The organism is Polaromonas sp. P3_A5, assembly GCF_056403055.1.
The window spans coordinates 2,931,838-2,947,437 of record NZ_JBFUGF010000001.1; the positions used below are offsets into that span (position 1 = coordinate 2,931,838).

Genomic DNA, 15,600 nt, shown 5'->3' on the forward strand with positions numbered 1-15,600 from the left:
GTTCCGACATGACACAAGCACAATCCCCATCCGCAACAGCGCTGACGGTTTTTGTCGAAGGTATCGGGCTGCTGGGCCCCGGACTGGCGGGGTGGGCGCAAGGGCGCGAATATCTCAAAGGCAGCACCGCTTATCAAGCCACGCGCTGCGTTCTTCCGCCACCCATGGCTTTGCCGCAGGCCGAACGCCGCCGGGCCGGCGCGGTGGTCAAGGTGTCGCTGGCAGTGAGCGAGGAAGCGGTTGCAGCTTCGGGCCTGCAAGCTGCCATGCTGGCATCCGTGTTTTCATCTTCCAGCGGCGACGCCGTCAATTGCCACGAAATCTGCAATGCGCTGGCCTCCAGCGACAGGCTGATCTCCCCGACGCGCTTTCACAATTCAGTGCACAACGCCGCCTCCGGCTACTGGAGCATTTCAAGCGGCTCGATGGTTTCGTCCTCGGTGCTTTGCGCGCGCGATGCAAGTTTTTCGGCAGGCCTGCTGGAGGCCATGACCCAGGTAGCGGTGGACCAGATACCCGTGCTGCTGGTCGCTTATGACACCGATTACCCGGAGCCGCTGTACAGCACACGCCCCATTCCCGACACCTTCGGCCTGGGACTGGTGCTGACACCCCACCGCAGTGAACGCAGCCAGGCGCAGTGGACGCTGGAACCAGACAACTGCCTGACGGCCTTGCCTGCCGACCGGCTCGATGACGCCGCGCTCGAACAGCTGCGCACAGACATTCCTGCGGCACGCTGCCTGCCTCTACTGCGCAGCATCGCGCGGCAGCAAAGCGGCCGGATCGTGCTGGACTACCTTGACGGCCGGCAGCTGGCCCTGCAGGTGGCACCGTGATACTTGCAGGCCTGATGCCCACCAAGGCCTGCAGCGCGCCTTTGAGCCTTGGGCACGACGAGATCGCGCGCCGTATTCCCCATCAAGGCAGCATGTGCCTGCTTGAACGCGTCACGGCGTGGGACAACAGTCAAATTTCTTGCGAAGCCACGAGCCACCGCGCTGCCGGCAATCCCCTGCGTGCCTACGGAAGGCTGGGCGCCGCATGCGGGATTGAATATGCGGCGCAAGCCATGGCCGTGCATGGCGCACTGATCTCGGAAGCCGTGGCCGGTACCCAGGAAAATCACCCGCAGGCCGGCGATGCCGCCCCCTTCGGCTACCTGGTCAGCGTTCGCGGCGTCACCCTGCATGTCGAAAGACTCGACGACATCAACCTCGCGCTCACCATCCATGCCGAGCGCACGAGCGGCGACGCCGGCAGTATTCTTTATGGGTTCACGGTCCACGCGGGCCCTGCATTGCTTCTGTCAGGCCGCGCCGTGGTGATGCTCGGCGCACCATCCAAGGGGACTGCATGAACGCCTCCGTACTCAAACGCGCGCTGGTCACCGGTGGCAGTGGCGCCATTGGCTCGGCCATTTGCCGGCAACTGGCTGCCGATGGATTTCACGTCATCGTGCATGCCAACCGCGGCCTTGATGCCGCCTTAGCGCTGGTGGCCTCCATCCAGGCGGCAGGCGGTCATGCGGAGGCTGTGGCGTTTGATGTCACTGATGCCGCCGCAACCGCCATTGCCCTGGAAACCCTGCTGCTGCAGGGGCCGGTCCAGGTGATCGTGAACAACGCCGGCATCCATGACGACGCGGTCTTTCCGGGCATGCAGCTGCGGCAATGGCAACAGGTCATTGACGTCTCGCTGAATGGTTTTTTTCATGTCACCCAGCCCTTGATGATGCCGATGATCCGTACGCGCTGGGGGCGTATCATCAACATCACGTCGGTCGCCGCAGTGGCAGGCAACCGCGGACAGGTGAATTATTCGGCTGCCAAAGGCGCATTGCATTCGGCCACAAAATCCCTTGCACTGGAGGTGGCCAGCCGCGGCATCACGGTCAATGCGGTCGCGCCCGGCATCATCGCAACGCCGATGAGCCAGGACAGTTTTGATGCCACTGCCATCGCGCAGCTGGTACCCATGAAACGAGCCGGCCGACCCGAAGAAGTCGCCGACCTCGTGAGTTTTCTGACTTCAGAGCGCGCAGCTTACATCAGCGGCCAGGTTATTTCCATCAACGGCGGCATGATTTAAAAAGGCACTCCATGACCATTCCTGAAAACACTCCCACGGTGCATGCACCTCATGTCCCGCTGACCGAGTATTACCAGACAGAGCAGGACCGGCAAACCTATCTGCGCAGGATTTTTGACAGCACGGCGCCGGACTACGACCGCATCGAGGCGATCCTGGCCTGGGGCAGCGGTTCACGCTATCGACGCGACGCACTGATTCGCGGCGGCCTGAAAACCGGCATGAAAGTGCTCGACGTGGGCGTGGGAACCGGCCTGGTTGCCGCCCAGGCGTGTCTCTTGACCGGAGACCCCACGCTGGTGACCGGCCTTGATCCCAGCCCCGGCATGATGGCCGCCAGCAAGCTGCCAAAAACCATGGTGCTGGTGGAAGGCCGGGCCGAGTCCCTGCCGTTTCCAGACAACCATTTCGATTTTTTAAGCATGGGCTATGCCCTGCGCCACATCAGCGACCTGGGGGTGGCATTTGCAGAATTTGAACGCGTGTTGAAGCCCGGTGGACGGCTCTGCGTGCTCGAAATCACCCAGGCAAAAAGCCCTTGGGGCCGCTGGTTGCTCAAAACCTACATGCGCGGCGTCATACCGCTGCTGACGCGCTTCGTTTCGCGGCAAAAAGAAACCGCGTCCATCTGGCGCTACTACTGGGACAGCATAGAAGCCTGCGTGCCGCCCGAACAGGTGCTGGCCACGCTGCGCGCGGCGGGCCTGGCGGATGTCCGGCAACACCTGGAAGCCGGCGTATTTTCAGAATACCAGGCAGTCAAGTCGCTGCCCGGCTCCGCGGCCCTGGCCTCAACTCATCACGATCGCTGAAACAGGCGCCGGGCCAGCAACACCGGCAAGCGCAGCACAAACCCGATGAAAAGCCGGGAATGCATCCAGGTGAGCAAAAGGTTGTCGCGCAAGTAGTTGAAGTGCGACACCCCCCCTTCGTCGGGCCGAAAATACTTCACGGTGGCCGGCAGGTTGACTGGTTTCACGCCGCGCCAGCACATGCGCACCACCGCTTCCGGGTCAAAATCAAACCGGCGCATCCAGCGCTGCCCGGCCATCACATCACGCAGCGGCGCGATCGGGTACACACGAAAGCCGAACAGGGAGTCCCCGATGCCGGCCCACAGGGTTTCCAGGTCGGCCCATCCATTGGACACCTTGCGTCCATTGACACGCAGGCGCGGTGCATCTGCGGCGAACACCGGCACGCCGAGCACCATGACAGCGGGTTGGGCCAGCGACGCGACCATGAACTCCGGAATCAGGTGGGCGGGGTGCTGCCCATCGGAGTCCATGGTCAGCACATGCGTGAACCCCTGGGCCGCAGCCAGCTCAATGCCGTGCAGCACCGCGGCACCCTTGCCCACATTGCGCGGCAACACCACGACACGCAAGCGCGCATCGTCTGCGGCCATTGCCAGCAGACGGTCGGTGCTACCGTCCGTGCTGCCGTCAACGACCACCCAGACCGGCGCCCACTGCGCAAGCGCACTGCGAACTGTTTCGTCAACTTTGACACCGGGGTTGTAACTGGGAATCAGGACGAGGTGCGTCCTGGACATGTCGCGAAGGGAGTCATTCATCGAGGGATATAGCTTGAACGGAAAACTGCGTGCAGCTTCACGCCGGCGGCGCAGAAGCAGTCAGGGAGGACGCCCGGGTACGCCCCAGCTCGGTCTGGAAGTATTGCTCCAGCTCTGCGGTGAAGTGCGCCGTGTCGCTGACCGGCTCAAAGCATTTGCCGAGGCGAACACGGTAAGTGACCGGCATTTTCGGCGTCCATAGCAGGGACCAGCCCTTGCCCAGAAACCTCGAATCGGTTTCGATAAAAACGGTTTGTACCGGCACACCCGCGTATTTGGAAATCAGGCTGGTCGTTCCCTGCATACGCCCTACAGGAAACCGCCGCGTGCGGGTGCCTTCCGGGAAAAGCAACAAGCTGCTGCCCTGGCGCAAGTCGGCGACAGCCAGCTGCACCATGGTGCGCAGCGGCGTATTGCGGATATAACCTACCAGCCGCGCACCGGCCCCAAAAAAAACGCTGTTGACGATGTCCGCCTTCATGATGCAGGTGGCGTCCGGCAAACGCGACAGGATCATGATGGCGTCCAGCAGGGAAGGATGATTGGGCGCGATGATCACTGGAGGGCCTGCCTGAAGCGCATCCAGCGCCGTCAGGTCGAACCGGCAGGCCCCCATCAACACCAGCAGGCGCAGGTAAGACCGGAAAGTGGCTGCGACAAGCCTGCGCCCCCAGCGTTTGCTTAATACCCTCGGCAACAATGGCCGCATGACCACCGCCAGCAACGAGACCGCCAGGCTGACGCCGACAAGCACCAGGTAACCCACGCAAAGACGGGCAGTTTCATGCACCGCCCTGCGGCCCTTATTGGCCAGGGACGGCTCGGCAAGCAGCACAGTGTCAGTCGGCTCCGCCCCGCTTACGCTGTTGAAAGGCGGGATACTCGGCTCGGTCATTGCTTGCCTTTCGGTTGAGGTCGTGGGCCCTGGCGCAGACCGTATCCGGTTTGCTTTTTGAATAGATGAATGCAAGCGAGTCTACCTCCCCAAAAATGCCTCTCTTTGGCGGATTTCCGGATTCCAGCGTAAGGTTTTATGCCGACTGACGGGTCCAGCGCAATCTTTCCCGGCAAAAGCCGGTGGTGGCAGTAAGTGCCTGATAGTAAAGGACAATCAGGGTCCGGAAACATCGAAGAACGGCCCCTAAGATAGGCGCCAGGTGAGACGAAAATGCGAAAAGAAGGAAGCGCGCATGCGCCAGGTCATTGATGCAAAAAGAAACAATTCGGGGCAAAAACCCAACAGGCAGCGCGCCGGAAGACACGCCCATGATGACGCAATACAAGCGCATCAAGGCGGAGTACCCCGACACCCTGGTTTTTTACCGCATGGGGGATTTCTATGAAGTCTTCTTTGCCGATGCCGAAAAGGCCTCCCGCCTGCTGGACATCACGCTGACACGGCGCGGCCAGTCCGCGGGCGAGCCGGTCGTCATGGCGGGTGTGCCCTTTCATTCGCTGGAAGGCTACCTGGCCAAACTCATCAAACTCGGCGAGTCGGTGGCCATCTGCGAGCAGGTCGGCGACGTCGCCACCAGCAAAGGCCCCGTGGAGCGCAAAGTGGTGCGCGTGGTCACGCCCGGCACACTCACAGACACTGAACTGCTGAGCGACAAAACCGAATCCATCCTGCTGGCCGTGCACCAGGGCGCGCGCAACACCTGCGGCCTGGCCTGGCTCAGCGTGACGCAGGGCGAAATCCATCTGGCGCACTGCGCCAATGACGAACTCGAAGCCTGGCTGGCGCGCGTGGCGCCCAGCGAACTGCTTTACAACGTCGATGTGACGCCGGCCTTTGAGCAGCGCCTCAAAGCCCAGCGCTGCGCCGTCAGCGCCCGCCCGGCATGGCAGTTTGATTCCGCCCTGGGCGCGCGCCGCCTGCTGGACCAGCTCAAAGTCGCCTCGCTGGCATCCTGGAACGCCGAAGCGCTGAATGAGGCGCACGCCGCCGCATCCGCCCTGCTGGGCTACGCCGAACACACACAGGGCCGGGCGCTGTCGCATGTGCAGGGCCTGCAGGTGGTGCGCTCGGGCGAGCTGATCGAGCTGCCGCAAACCACGCGCCGCAACCTGGAACTCACGCAGACCTTGCGCGGCGAAGATTCGCCCACGCTGTTTTCGCTGCTGGACACCTGCACCACCGGCATGGGCAGCCGCGCGCTGAAAAGCTGGCTGCTCACGCCGCGCCGCGACCGCGCACAGGCCGCCGACAGGCTGGATGCCATTACCCACCTGCGCAGCGGCTCACAGCAAACCCTGCGCGCCAGGCTCAAGGGCTGCAGCGACGTGGAACGCATTACGGCGCGCATCGCGCTGCGCCAGGTGCGCCCGCGCGAGCTCGTGGCCCTGAAAGACACGCTACAAAAAACAGAGCTGGTTGCGCCCGCCAGTATTGGGCTGCCGGCACTTTTAATCAAAATCTTTGAAGACCTGCAACCACCGGAAGGCTGCCGTGAACTGCTCGGCCGCTATGTGCTGGATGAGCCCGCCGCACTGATACGCGACGGCGGCGTCATCAACCACGGCTGCGATGCCGACCTGGACGAATTGCGCGCCATCCAGACCAACTGCGACGACTTTCTGCTGGACCTGGAAGGCCGCGAGAAAGCCCGCACCGGCATCGCCAACCTGCGCGTGCAGTTCAACAAGGTGCACGGCTTTTATATTGAAGTCACGCAGGGCCAACTCGACAAGGTGCCCGACGACTACCGACGCCGCCAGACACTGAAAAATGCCGAGCGCTACATCACGCCCGAGCTCAAAGCCTTTGAAGACAAGGCCCTGTCGGCACAGGAGCGCGCACTGGCGCGCGAGAAGTGGCTGTATGAACAGCTGCTCGACCAGTTGCAGGACTTCATTCCCGCGCTGAGCCGCCTGGCGCGCGCTCTCGCCTCACTCGACGCGCTGTGCGCGTTGGCCGAACGCTCGCTCACCCTCAACTGGGCCGCGCCGGTGTTTGTGCGCGAGCCCTGCATCGACATCGTCCAGGGCCGCCACCCGGTGGTGGAGGCACGCCTGGCCGAGACGGGCGGCGGCGCCTTCATCGCCAACGATTCCGTCATGAGCGGCAAACACCGCATGCAGGTCATCACCGGCCCCAACATGGGCGGTAAGTCGACTTACATGCGCCAGGTGGCGTTGATCGTGCTGCTGGCCAGCGTGGGCTCTTACGTGCCGGCGGCCAGCTGCCGACTCGGGCCCATAGATGCTATCCACACCCGCATAGGTGCGGCCGACGACGTGGCCAACGCACAATCGACCTTCATGCTGGAGATGACCGAGGCCGCGCAGATCCTGCACGCCGCCACACCGCATTCGCTGGTGCTGATGGACGAAATCGGCCGCGGCACCTCGACATTCGACGGCCTGGCGCTGGCCGGCGGCATCGCGGCCTACCTGCACAACAAGACGCAGGCTTTCACGCTGTTTGCCACGCATTACTTCGAGCTCACCGAATTCTCGGCGCAGCACCACGGTGCGATCAACGTGCACGTGAGCGCGGTCGAGTCCGGCGCCGACATCGTGTTTTTGCACCACATCGAGCCCGGCCCCGCCAGCAAAAGCTACGGGATTGCCGTGGCCAAGCTGGCCGGCGTGCCCGCCGCCGTCGTCAACCACGCCCGTCATGCGCTCACCGCGCTGGAAGCCCACCAGACCGAAGCCCGCGCCCAGGTCGACCTGTTTGCCGCCCCTCCCGAAGCGGCGGCGCCCGAGCAAAGTGCCGTGGACAAGGCATTGGGTACCATAGACCCTGACGCACTGAGTCCGCGCGAAGCGCTGGACGCCCTGTACCGCCTGAAAAAGATCTCCGCCTCACCGTGACCCAGCGCAACCCGACCGCCCCCACACTTCCAAGCCACCAAAGCCACCTCATGACTTACTGCGTCGCCGCCAAACTCAACGCCGGGCTGGTGTTCCTGTCAGACTCCCGCACCAACGCGGGCCTGGACCACATCAGCACCTTCCGCAAAATGATCGTCTATGAAAAGCCGGGCGACCGTTTCATGGTGCTGCTGTCGGCCGGCAATCTGTCGATTTCCCAGTCGATCCGCGAGATCCTGCAGGTCGAGCAGCTCAAGGACCCCGACGGCGGCGAAGCCATCACGATCTGGAATGCCAAAAGCATGTTCGACGCTGCGCGCGTGCTGGGCTCGGCAATACGCCGCGTCTACGACCGCGATGCCGAAGCACTGAAAAACGCCGACGTCGACTTCAACGTCTCGTTGGTCTTCGGCGGGCAGATCCGCGGCGAGAACATGCGCCTCTTCCAGATGTATTCGGCCGGCAACTTCATCGAAGCCACCGACGAGACACCTTACTTCCAGGTCGGCGAATCCAAATACGGCAAACCCGTGCTGGACCGCGTACTCACCCCGGCCACGCCGCTGGCCGAAGCCGCCAAGTGCGTGCTGGTGTCCATGGACTCGACCATGAAGTCGAATCTCTCGGTTGGCCTGCCGCTGGACCTGGTGGTCTATGAGGCCGACACCTACCAGAGCGACAAGATCGTCTGCATCGACAACGACAACCCCTACTACCGCATGATGCACAGCAGTTGGGGCCAGAAGCTGCGCGAGGTGTTCGACAGCATCGAAGACCCGGTGTGGGACGACGCGCACACCGACATCCCGTTGAAGATGCCCGCCACGCGCCACGAGCCGTTGAAGAAAATCAGCACGCCTGACGAAAAGCTGATCTAGTGCCTTCCTCTTCAAAGCCGCTGGTCATTTTTTCCCACGGCAACAGCTTCCCGGCCAGCACCTACAGCGCGGTGTTCCAGAGCCTGAAAGCACGCGGCTTTCAGGTCAAGGCGATTGAAAAATTCGGCCACGACCCGCGCTACCCGGTCACCAGCAACTGGCCGCACCTGGTGCAGCAGTTGGCCGACTTCACGGCCCGCGAGGTTGAAAAATCCGGCCAGCCGGCTTTCCTGGTGGGCCATTCGCTGGGCGGCTTTTTAAGCCTGATGTGCGCCGCACGTAACCCGGTGCTGGGCGGCCAAGCCGTCAAGGGCGTGGTGCTGGTCGACTCCCCCATCCTCGGCGGCTGGCGCGCCGCAGCGCTGAGCGTGGCCAAGCGCGCACAACTGGTGGGCTCCATCTCCCCCGGCGCCATCAGCCGCAAACGCAAGAACCAGTGGCTGGGCAAGGAGGAAGTGTTTGAACACTTTCGCAGCAAGAAGGCATTTGCCGCCTGGGACGAACAGGTACTGCGCGACTACATCGAGCATGGCACCTACGAAGGCACCGGCGACGACGATGGAAAGCAGTTGCTGAGCTTCGACCGCGACGTCGAAACCGCGATCTACAACACGCTTCCGCACAATCTGGAAGGTTTGCTCAAACGCCATCCGCTGAAATGCCCCGTTGCCTTTATCGGCGGGCGGCAATCGGTGGAGATGAAGCAAGTTGGAATGGCGATGACCGAAAAGGTGACGAAGGGGCGGATCATGATGCTGGATGGGAGTCATCTGTTTCCGATGGAGAAGCCGTTGGCAACGGCGGCTGCGATTGAGGCGGCTTTGAGGAATTTCCTCGAGTAGGCTGCTGTTGTTTCCGGCGGTGCACTCTTTGCCGAGGGCGGCTGGCCGGGGGTTGCCCGGCATGCAACTCACTTTTCTTTGCTTCGCCAAAGAAAAGTAAGCAAAAGAAAGGCGACCCTGGTTCCTGCGTCCCTCCGCTGCGCTGCGGGCAGCCTGCGGTGCTCGGTCCAGCCGGGGTCAAAAACAACTCGCTTCGCTCAAACAAGTTTTTGCCCTGATCCGTCTGAACCTCCGCTCCTCGGCGCATCCACAAGGGGGTGGGAGGGAGCCAACACCCAATACCCAACAGCCGAAGACAAACCCCAAATTCCGGAAGAAACAAGGACTCGCCGTGGCGAGTCCTTGTTGGTATTTGTCTTGGGTATTGGTATTCGGTCCCCGCTCCCGCTAGCCCCTTCTGTCTGCGCCGAGGAGCGGAGGTTCAGGCGGATCAGGGATCGCGATTGTCTGAGCGAAGCGAGTTCGAGCGAGACCCCGCCTGAACCGAGCACCGCAGGTTGCCCGTAGCGAAGCGAAGGGTCGCAGACAGCAGGGTCGCCTTTTCTTTGGTGACTTTCTTTTGGCGAAGCAAAAGAAAGTTACTTGCATGCCGGGCAACCCCCGGCCAGCAGCTCCTAGACGAAAGCGCCCAGTCGGAACACAAACCGGCCTCAAGGAACCGCTATCAATTCAATAGCTGCCAGCGCCCGTTCCTATTTCCCCAAAGGCCAAAAATCACCTAAAAGTGTAGATCTCAGCGATGTTGACGCCGCGGGGGACTTACCCTTAAGACCGCGGTTCTACATTTGCAACAGACTGGATAAACTAGCCCACATCATCCGGTAGCCCCTGCGCCGCGCATCAGAACGACTCTCAGAGGAGGTTTCTCATGGCCCTGTCCTTTATCGTCACCCTTGCCGTGACCTTTCTAGCCTGGGCCGTTGCAGCGGTGCTGTCCCAAAGCATGGGCGACGCGATGACGCTGAGCGCATCCGTCTGGCTGGCCACGGGTGTCACCTTTGGCGCGCTGCTGGCCGTGAAACCGCCCAAGCGCCCTGCCGTGCTGGCGGGCGCCGCGCTGGCGGCCATCGCGCTGGCCTTGCTGGACGGCCTGGCCGTGCTGCCGGCCATCGCCTTTGGCCTGAACGAAGCCCTCTGCGCAAGCCTGGGCGCCTGGGTGGCGCGCCTGCTGCGCAGCACCGGGCCTGACGGCGGCATGGAGCCGGGCAAGGCTTACGCCGGCGTGCTGCTGGGTGCACTGCTGACCTCCGCGCTGGGTGCCAGCATCGGCGTGATGCTCTGGAGCTGGGCCCTGCCGGAGCCCGTTGTCCTGCTGACCGAATGGCGCGTGTGGACCTGCACCACCTTTGTCGGCATCTTGCTGATTGCGCCGCTCATCACTGCGTTTTCCGGCTTCAAGGTCAAGCGATCGGGCGGCATGGCCACCAGCCAGTTCCTGGCGGGCGCGGGCACCTTCCTGCTTTTCTTTGTGGTGGCGGGGCTGATCTTCTCCAGCGATGTGTCCGACCGCTTCAGCGCATCGCTGGGCCCCACCCTCACCTACCTGCCGCTGCCCTTCATGGTGGTAACCGCCATCCTCTGGAAGGAACGCGGCGCCACGGTGGCCACGCTCATCGGCGCGCTGGCCCTGGTAGCCTGGACCAACGCCGGCGGCGGCCCCTTCGCCGAGGTGGAAGGCTTTCCCGGTGAGGCCGTGATCGAGATCCAGGGTTATGTTGCCGTGATGGCGCTGCTGGTCGGCGTGGTCAATGCCCTGGGTGCCACCGCCGCACAGGCCCTGGCGCAGGCGCAAGACTGGCGCACCCGCTACCGCCAGGTGCTGGACTCCAACCGCACGGTGGTCGCCAATTTTGACGCCAGGACGGGCGCTGCCGAATGGGGCGAAGGCGCCAGCGAGTTGCTGCGCACCAACGCCAACGCGCTGCTGACCGTGCAGGACTTCATCGCCCACACCGACCCGCAAGAGCAGCCCGGGCTGCAAGCCGACTGGCGCGACCTGACCCAGGGCCAGCGCGACCACGTGCTGTGGAAGAACACCCTGCGCTGGAGCGACGGCCGCGTGGCCAGCGTGAACGCGCGCCTGTCGGGTGTGCGCGGCGCCGACGGCAATGTCGAACAGGTTGCAGCGCTGCTGGAAGTCGAGGCCTGACGTGGCTCTGGACACTTCCAGCACCGCGTCCGCCGAGTCGCCAGCGCCGGCCGCGGACACGAAAACGCCGGCCGTTTTCCTTATCCACGGGCTGGGCGGCACGCAATACGATTTGGGCTCCATGCACAAGCGGCTGAAAAACGCGGGCTTCGTCACGCATTCGCTGACGCTGCCCGGCCACGGCACCACGCCCGAGGATTTGGTGAACGTGACCGCCGAACAGTGGATGGATGCCGTTACGGCCAAGTACCACGAGGTAGCCGCGCTGCACGACAACTTCCACATCATGGGCATGTGCATGGGCGCGCTGCTGGCCACCGAGCTGGCCAAGCGGCAAAAGCACACGCGCGGCAAGCTGATCGCGCTGGCGCCGCCTATCTACATCGACGGCTGGGCCACCGCCTGGTACACCCCGCTGCGCCACCTGATGTACCACGTGCCCGGCGTTGCGGCACGCATGAAGGTCGAGGAAGAAGACCCTTTCGGCATCAAGAACGAACAGCTGCGCGCCATCGTTAAAGCCAAATTTGCGCGTGGAGAAGCCTTTCATTACCGCTGGGTACCGCTGGCCTGCGTGCGGCAGGTAGACCGGCTTCGCGGCTGGGTGATGACGGGCCTGAAAGACATGGCCAGCGAAACCCTGGTCATCCACGCACGCGAGGACGAACTCACAAGCCTGAGCTCGGCCAACTACCTGGTCGAGCAGATCGGCGGCGCCAAAGCCCGCATGGTGGTGCTGGAAAACAGCTATCACATGATCTGCGTCGACAACGACCGCGAACAGGTTGCCCGCAACGTGCTGGAGTTTTTCGGCGCCAGCAGCGCGGCCTCACTGGGCATGGCGGTAGACGACCCGAAGATGAGCCCCGAAGCACTGGCCGCCTTTGCGCAAGCGCTGCGCACGGCGCTCGAAGCCGGCGACTTCACCGGCATCTTTGCCAGGGGCGCTTCGGACATGGCATGGTTCCAGCCCGGCGCCAACCGCGCCAGCGGCGTCTACCGCGGCAACAAGGGTCTGCAGGCCATGCTGCCGTGGGCCGCTGCAGTGCGGTTCACGGCATTCGGGCAGCCGGTGTTCAATGCCGGCGTGGCCGTGGTGCCCGCCACGCTCACGGCCGGCGGCCTGATGTCGCAGGGTGTGCTGGCCTTTGCGGTGCGCTCGGGCCGGCTGCTCGATGCGCGCTGGTTTCCCGACGACGTGGCGCTGGAAGACGCGCACTTTGGTGAACCGGTGGCCCCTGCCGGGCCCAGCGAAGCCGAGCGCGCTTTTGAAGCCGCCGGCATCGCAGTGAAGACGCTGGCCCAACCACCTGACAACGAAGCCCTGCTGGGCCTCTATGCCCTGTACAAACAGGCGACGCTGGGCGACGCGACCGGCGAACGCCCCGGCATGATGGACGTGACAGGCCGCGCCAAATACGATGCATGGGCCCAGCGCAAGGGCATGACCCGCGAAGACGCGATGGCCGGCTACACAGCCCTGGTCGAAAAGCTCAGGTCCGCCTGAGCGTTACCCCTCGCAAGCCTAGTCCATCAGGTCGGCGGGTACCTTGCCGCCGTTGGCTGCCAGCTTGTTCATGACCTGCTTGTGCAGCCAGATGTTCATGGTCGCGCTGTCATTCATGTCGCCCGTGTAACCCAGCTCCTTCGCCAGCTCCTTGCGCTCACCCAGGCTGCTGTCCAGGTGCAGGAGCTTCATCAGGTCGACGATGGAGGTCTTCCAGTTGAGTTTTTCCGGGTTATTGCTGGCCATGCCGTTGAGCAGGGCTTCGACATCGACCTGCTGCATGGGTGGCGCTGCAGGCGCCGGGGCAGGCGCTGCGGGGGCTGTGTCAGCGGGGGCGGCAGCCACCGGCGGCGCTGTGTCGGGCGTTTGCAGCGAGGGAAATATCTTGCCGAAAATTTTGCCGAGAATACTCATGGTGCGCCCCTGGGTGAAGTTTAAAAATCCAGCGTAACACCGGGACGTGACAGCTTTTGTCAGACGTCACGCCAATCGCAGCTTGGGCAACGCATCGCTCAACGGGCTGGCGCACTCACGCGTTTCAGGCCCGCTTCACCCGCTCGCGCCGCCGCATCGGGCTGCCACACCACCTGATCGTCTACCGCATACAGCCAGCACCTTGATTTTGCCCTCGCACACTGCTGGAAGGTCGTCGCGATCGCTTCGGGCTCGCCAGCGTTGAAGTACCAGCCGCCCTTTTCCGTCACGGCAAAGGCTTTGGGGGACGGCAAGGTACGGAAGTGGGCATAACGCGCCTTGCCGGCGTCGCTGAGCGGCACGGCCGCCGTGTCATCGGCCGCCGCAAAGCCGGAGGCCGGCGGCACCACGTAGTGATGCCCTTTGAAGCGCTGGGCGTGCGACAACAGCAAAGGCTGGCCCAATTGCGCCGAGAGAAACTCGAACATGCGCGCATGCGATGCTTCCCGCGCTGCGGGGTTGCCGCCCACCGTGGCCTTGCCGGTTTTGGTGTTGCCCAGGCCTTCCATTTGCTTGACAGGCCCGGGGCCGTCAAAGCCGTGGTAGCTGCCGGGGTAAACCGTCAGTTCCACCGGCGCATTGGCTTTGTTCTTTTGCAGGCGCCCATGCAGGGTGACGCATTCCGGGGCCAGTGTCCAGTCGTCAAGCTCGCCGATCATGATCAAAAGCGGCACATGGACTTCATAGTTCCACATCCTGTTGTTCAGCAGGCAGCCAGGGTAAAAAGCCACGGCAGCGCGCGGCTGCACCTTCTGTGCCTGCACGAATTTGTCTGTGGCGTCGATGGTGCTGAGCACTGTCTGCGCGCCATGCGACCAGCCCAGGACCACAATGCGCGAAGCATCCACGGACGGCTGCTTCACCAGCCAGTCGATGGCGGCGAACACGTCCTCGCGGCGGTCGCTTTCGTGAATGGTGCGAAGCTTGTTGGGCGTCTCGCAAATCGATTTCTGGCCACGCGGGGTGAAGCTGTCCAGCGCGAGGAAATGCATGCGCTCCGCGTTGAAGTACCCGCCATAGCGGAAGAGCCGCTCGGCAAAATTGCCTTTGCTGTCGAGCCCGCCGCCACAGCCATGCAGGCCGATGATGACGGGCCGCGGATCCTTGTCGCCGGTGTCGAACCAGTAGCCGGGAATCTGCAGCTTGCCGTCCTGCGACGGGATAAATACCGGGCCACTCGCATGCGACAGCTGTGCCAGCAGAAAGCCAAAAAGAAGAACAGAAAAATAACGAAGCCAGGTCATGGCAGTCCCCTCCTCTGCGTCTCTTTTACCGGACGCTCAGTTGTTTACGCCGCCCAAACCACCAGCCCGCTCCATGCCGTGGCCAGCACCACAATGCCGAACGCGATGCGGTACCAGGCAAACGGCACAAAGCTGTTGGTCGAGATGTAGCGCAGCAGCCAGCGCACGCAAAGCCAGGCGCTGAAAAACGAAAACACCAGGCCTACCGCAAACATGGGCATGTCGGCAGCAGACAGCAGCGCCCGTTCCTTGTACAGGCTGTAGGCGCCGGCGCCAATCAGCGTCGGCATGGCCAGGAAAAACGAGAAGTCGGTCGCGGCCTTGCGCGACAGCCCCAGCAGCATGCCGCCGATGATGGTCGCACCGCTTCGGCTGGTGCCGGGAATCATCGCCAGGCATTGCACCAGGCCGACCTTCACCGCGTCCATCACGGTCATGTCCTCCACCTCCTGGATGCGCGCAGCCGCAGTGTTCTTTTGCTGGCGCTTTTCGGCCCAGAGGATGATGAAGCCGCCGATGATGAAGGTGCTGGCCACCACCACCGGCGTGAAAAGATGGGCCTTGATGGCCTTGCCGAACAGCAGGCCCAGCACCACGGCGGGCACAAAGGCCACCAGCACATTCAGCACAAATTGTTGCGCCTGTTTCTCGGTCGGCAGGGCTACGGCTGTGGCGCGGATCTTCTGCCAGTACACGAGGATCACCGCAAAAATGGCGCCGGTCTGGATCGCGATGTCAAACACCTTGGCTTTTTCATCGTCAAATCCCAGCAGAGCGCCGGCCAATATCAGGTGCCCTGTCGAAGAGATCGGCAGGAATTCAGTCAGGCCCTCGACGATGCCCATGACGGCGGCTTTGATCAACAGTGCTATATCCACGCGGTCTCCAGAAAATGAAGTCAAGATTATGGCTGTAGCTGTTGGCCTGCCCCTTGCCCAGAAAGACAGAGAGAGGCCGTGGCGCCCAGGTTCCATGCCAGCAGGGGCCGCGGGACTGGCTTTGCCAGACCGCAGGTGCCGC

General features: G+C 63.1%; 14 protein-coding genes. 9 read left to right on the forward strand and 5 right to left on the reverse strand.

Features of this window, described 5'->3' with window-relative positions; all coding sequences use genetic code 11:
• The first annotated feature begins 8 nt into the window (after nucleotides 1–8).
• Genes AC1DU8_RS14020 through AC1DU8_RS14035 form a run of 4 tightly spaced genes read left to right on the forward strand, consistent with a single transcriptional unit; the run spans nucleotide 9 to nucleotide 2,903 of the window.
• The gene (locus tag AC1DU8_RS14020) at nucleotides 9–839 is read left to right on the forward strand and encodes a beta-ketoacyl synthase chain length factor (RefSeq protein WP_457279112.1); all 831 of its coding nucleotides are present in this window, start codon (nucleotides 9–11) and stop codon (nucleotides 837–839) included.
• A 14-nt stretch (nucleotides 840–853) separates the two neighbouring features.
• Nucleotides 854–1,360, forward strand: a complete 507-nt coding sequence (locus tag AC1DU8_RS14025) for a hotdog family protein (protein ID WP_457279781.1) — start codon at nucleotides 854–856, stop codon at nucleotides 1,358–1,360.
• Complete coding sequence (gene fabG / locus AC1DU8_RS14030; RefSeq protein ID WP_457279113.1) at nucleotides 1,357–2,091, forward strand: 3-oxoacyl-ACP reductase FabG; 735 nt, start codon at nucleotides 1,357–1,359, stop codon at nucleotides 2,089–2,091. Before AC1DU8_RS14025 ends, fabG begins: the two co-directional genes overlap by 4 nt.
• An 11-nt stretch (nucleotides 2,092–2,102) precedes the next feature.
• Nucleotides 2,103–2,903 (forward strand): class I SAM-dependent methyltransferase, encoded by an 801-nt coding sequence (locus tag AC1DU8_RS14035; protein ID WP_457279114.1) that lies wholly within the window; start codon nucleotides 2,103–2,105, stop codon nucleotides 2,901–2,903.
• Here AC1DU8_RS14035 and AC1DU8_RS14040 read toward each other — a convergent pair.
• Nucleotides 2,891–3,667 (reverse strand): glycosyltransferase family 2 protein, encoded by a 777-nt coding sequence (locus AC1DU8_RS14040; protein ID WP_457279115.1) that lies wholly within the window; start codon nucleotides 3,665–3,667, stop codon nucleotides 2,891–2,893. The genes AC1DU8_RS14035 and AC1DU8_RS14040 overlap by 13 nt on opposite strands.
• Nucleotides 3,668–3,704: 37 nt before the next feature.
• Entirely contained in the window at nucleotides 3,705–4,562 is an 858-nt protein-coding gene (locus AC1DU8_RS14045; protein ID WP_457279116.1) for a lysophospholipid acyltransferase family protein, read from the reverse strand.
• 311 nt (nucleotides 4,563–4,873) lie between these two features.
• On the opposite strand from AC1DU8_RS14045, the gene mutS reads away from it, so the two are divergent.
• From mutS to AC1DU8_RS14070, 5 genes are all read left to right on the forward strand, one after another.
• Complete coding sequence (mutS, locus tag AC1DU8_RS14050) at nucleotides 4,874–7,486, forward strand: DNA mismatch repair protein MutS (protein ID WP_477726882.1); 2,613 nt, start codon at nucleotides 4,874–4,876, stop codon at nucleotides 7,484–7,486.
• 50 nt (nucleotides 7,487–7,536) lie between these two features.
• Nucleotides 7,537–8,364, forward strand: coding sequence for a proteasome-type protease (locus AC1DU8_RS14055; protein ID WP_477666374.1), 828 nt, complete (start codon nucleotides 7,537–7,539; stop codon nucleotides 8,362–8,364).
• Nucleotides 8,364–9,206: an alpha/beta fold hydrolase gene (locus tag AC1DU8_RS14060; protein ID WP_477701987.1), complete on the forward strand. Its 843-nt coding sequence runs from the start codon at nucleotides 8,364–8,366 to the stop codon at nucleotides 9,204–9,206. Before AC1DU8_RS14055 ends, AC1DU8_RS14060 begins: the two co-directional genes overlap by 1 nt.
• A gap of 868 nt (nucleotides 9,207–10,074) precedes the next feature.
• A complete protein-coding gene (locus AC1DU8_RS14065; protein WP_477726883.1) occupies nucleotides 10,075–11,355 on the forward strand; it encodes an MASE1 domain-containing protein in 1,281 nt (426 codons plus the stop codon).
• Between the two features lies 1 nt (nucleotide 11,356).
• A complete protein-coding gene (locus tag AC1DU8_RS14070) occupies nucleotides 11,357–12,862 on the forward strand; it encodes an acyl-CoA-binding protein (protein WP_477666372.1) in 1,506 nt (501 codons plus the stop codon).
• Between the two features lie 18 nt (nucleotides 12,863–12,880).
• Here the strand turns inward: AC1DU8_RS14070 and AC1DU8_RS14075 are convergent, their stop codons facing one another.
• The 3 genes from AC1DU8_RS14075 to AC1DU8_RS14085 form a co-directional block, all read right to left on the reverse strand.
• Nucleotides 12,881–13,276, reverse strand: coding sequence for a DUF3597 domain-containing protein (locus AC1DU8_RS14075; RefSeq protein ID WP_477726884.1), 396 nt, complete (start codon nucleotides 13,274–13,276; stop codon nucleotides 12,881–12,883).
• Nucleotides 13,277–13,374: 98 nt separating this feature from the next.
• Nucleotides 13,375–14,580: a dienelactone hydrolase family protein gene (locus AC1DU8_RS14080; RefSeq protein ID WP_457279123.1), complete on the reverse strand. Its 1,206-nt coding sequence runs from the start codon at nucleotides 14,578–14,580 to the stop codon at nucleotides 13,375–13,377.
• A gap of 44 nt (nucleotides 14,581–14,624) precedes the next feature.
• Nucleotides 14,625–15,458 carry an undecaprenyl-diphosphate phosphatase gene (locus tag AC1DU8_RS14085; RefSeq protein ID WP_457279124.1) on the reverse strand — a complete coding sequence of 278 codons (834 nt, stop codon included), beginning with the start codon at nucleotides 15,456–15,458 and terminating at the stop codon, nucleotides 14,625–14,627.
• Nucleotides 15,459–15,600: the final 142 nt, after the last annotated feature.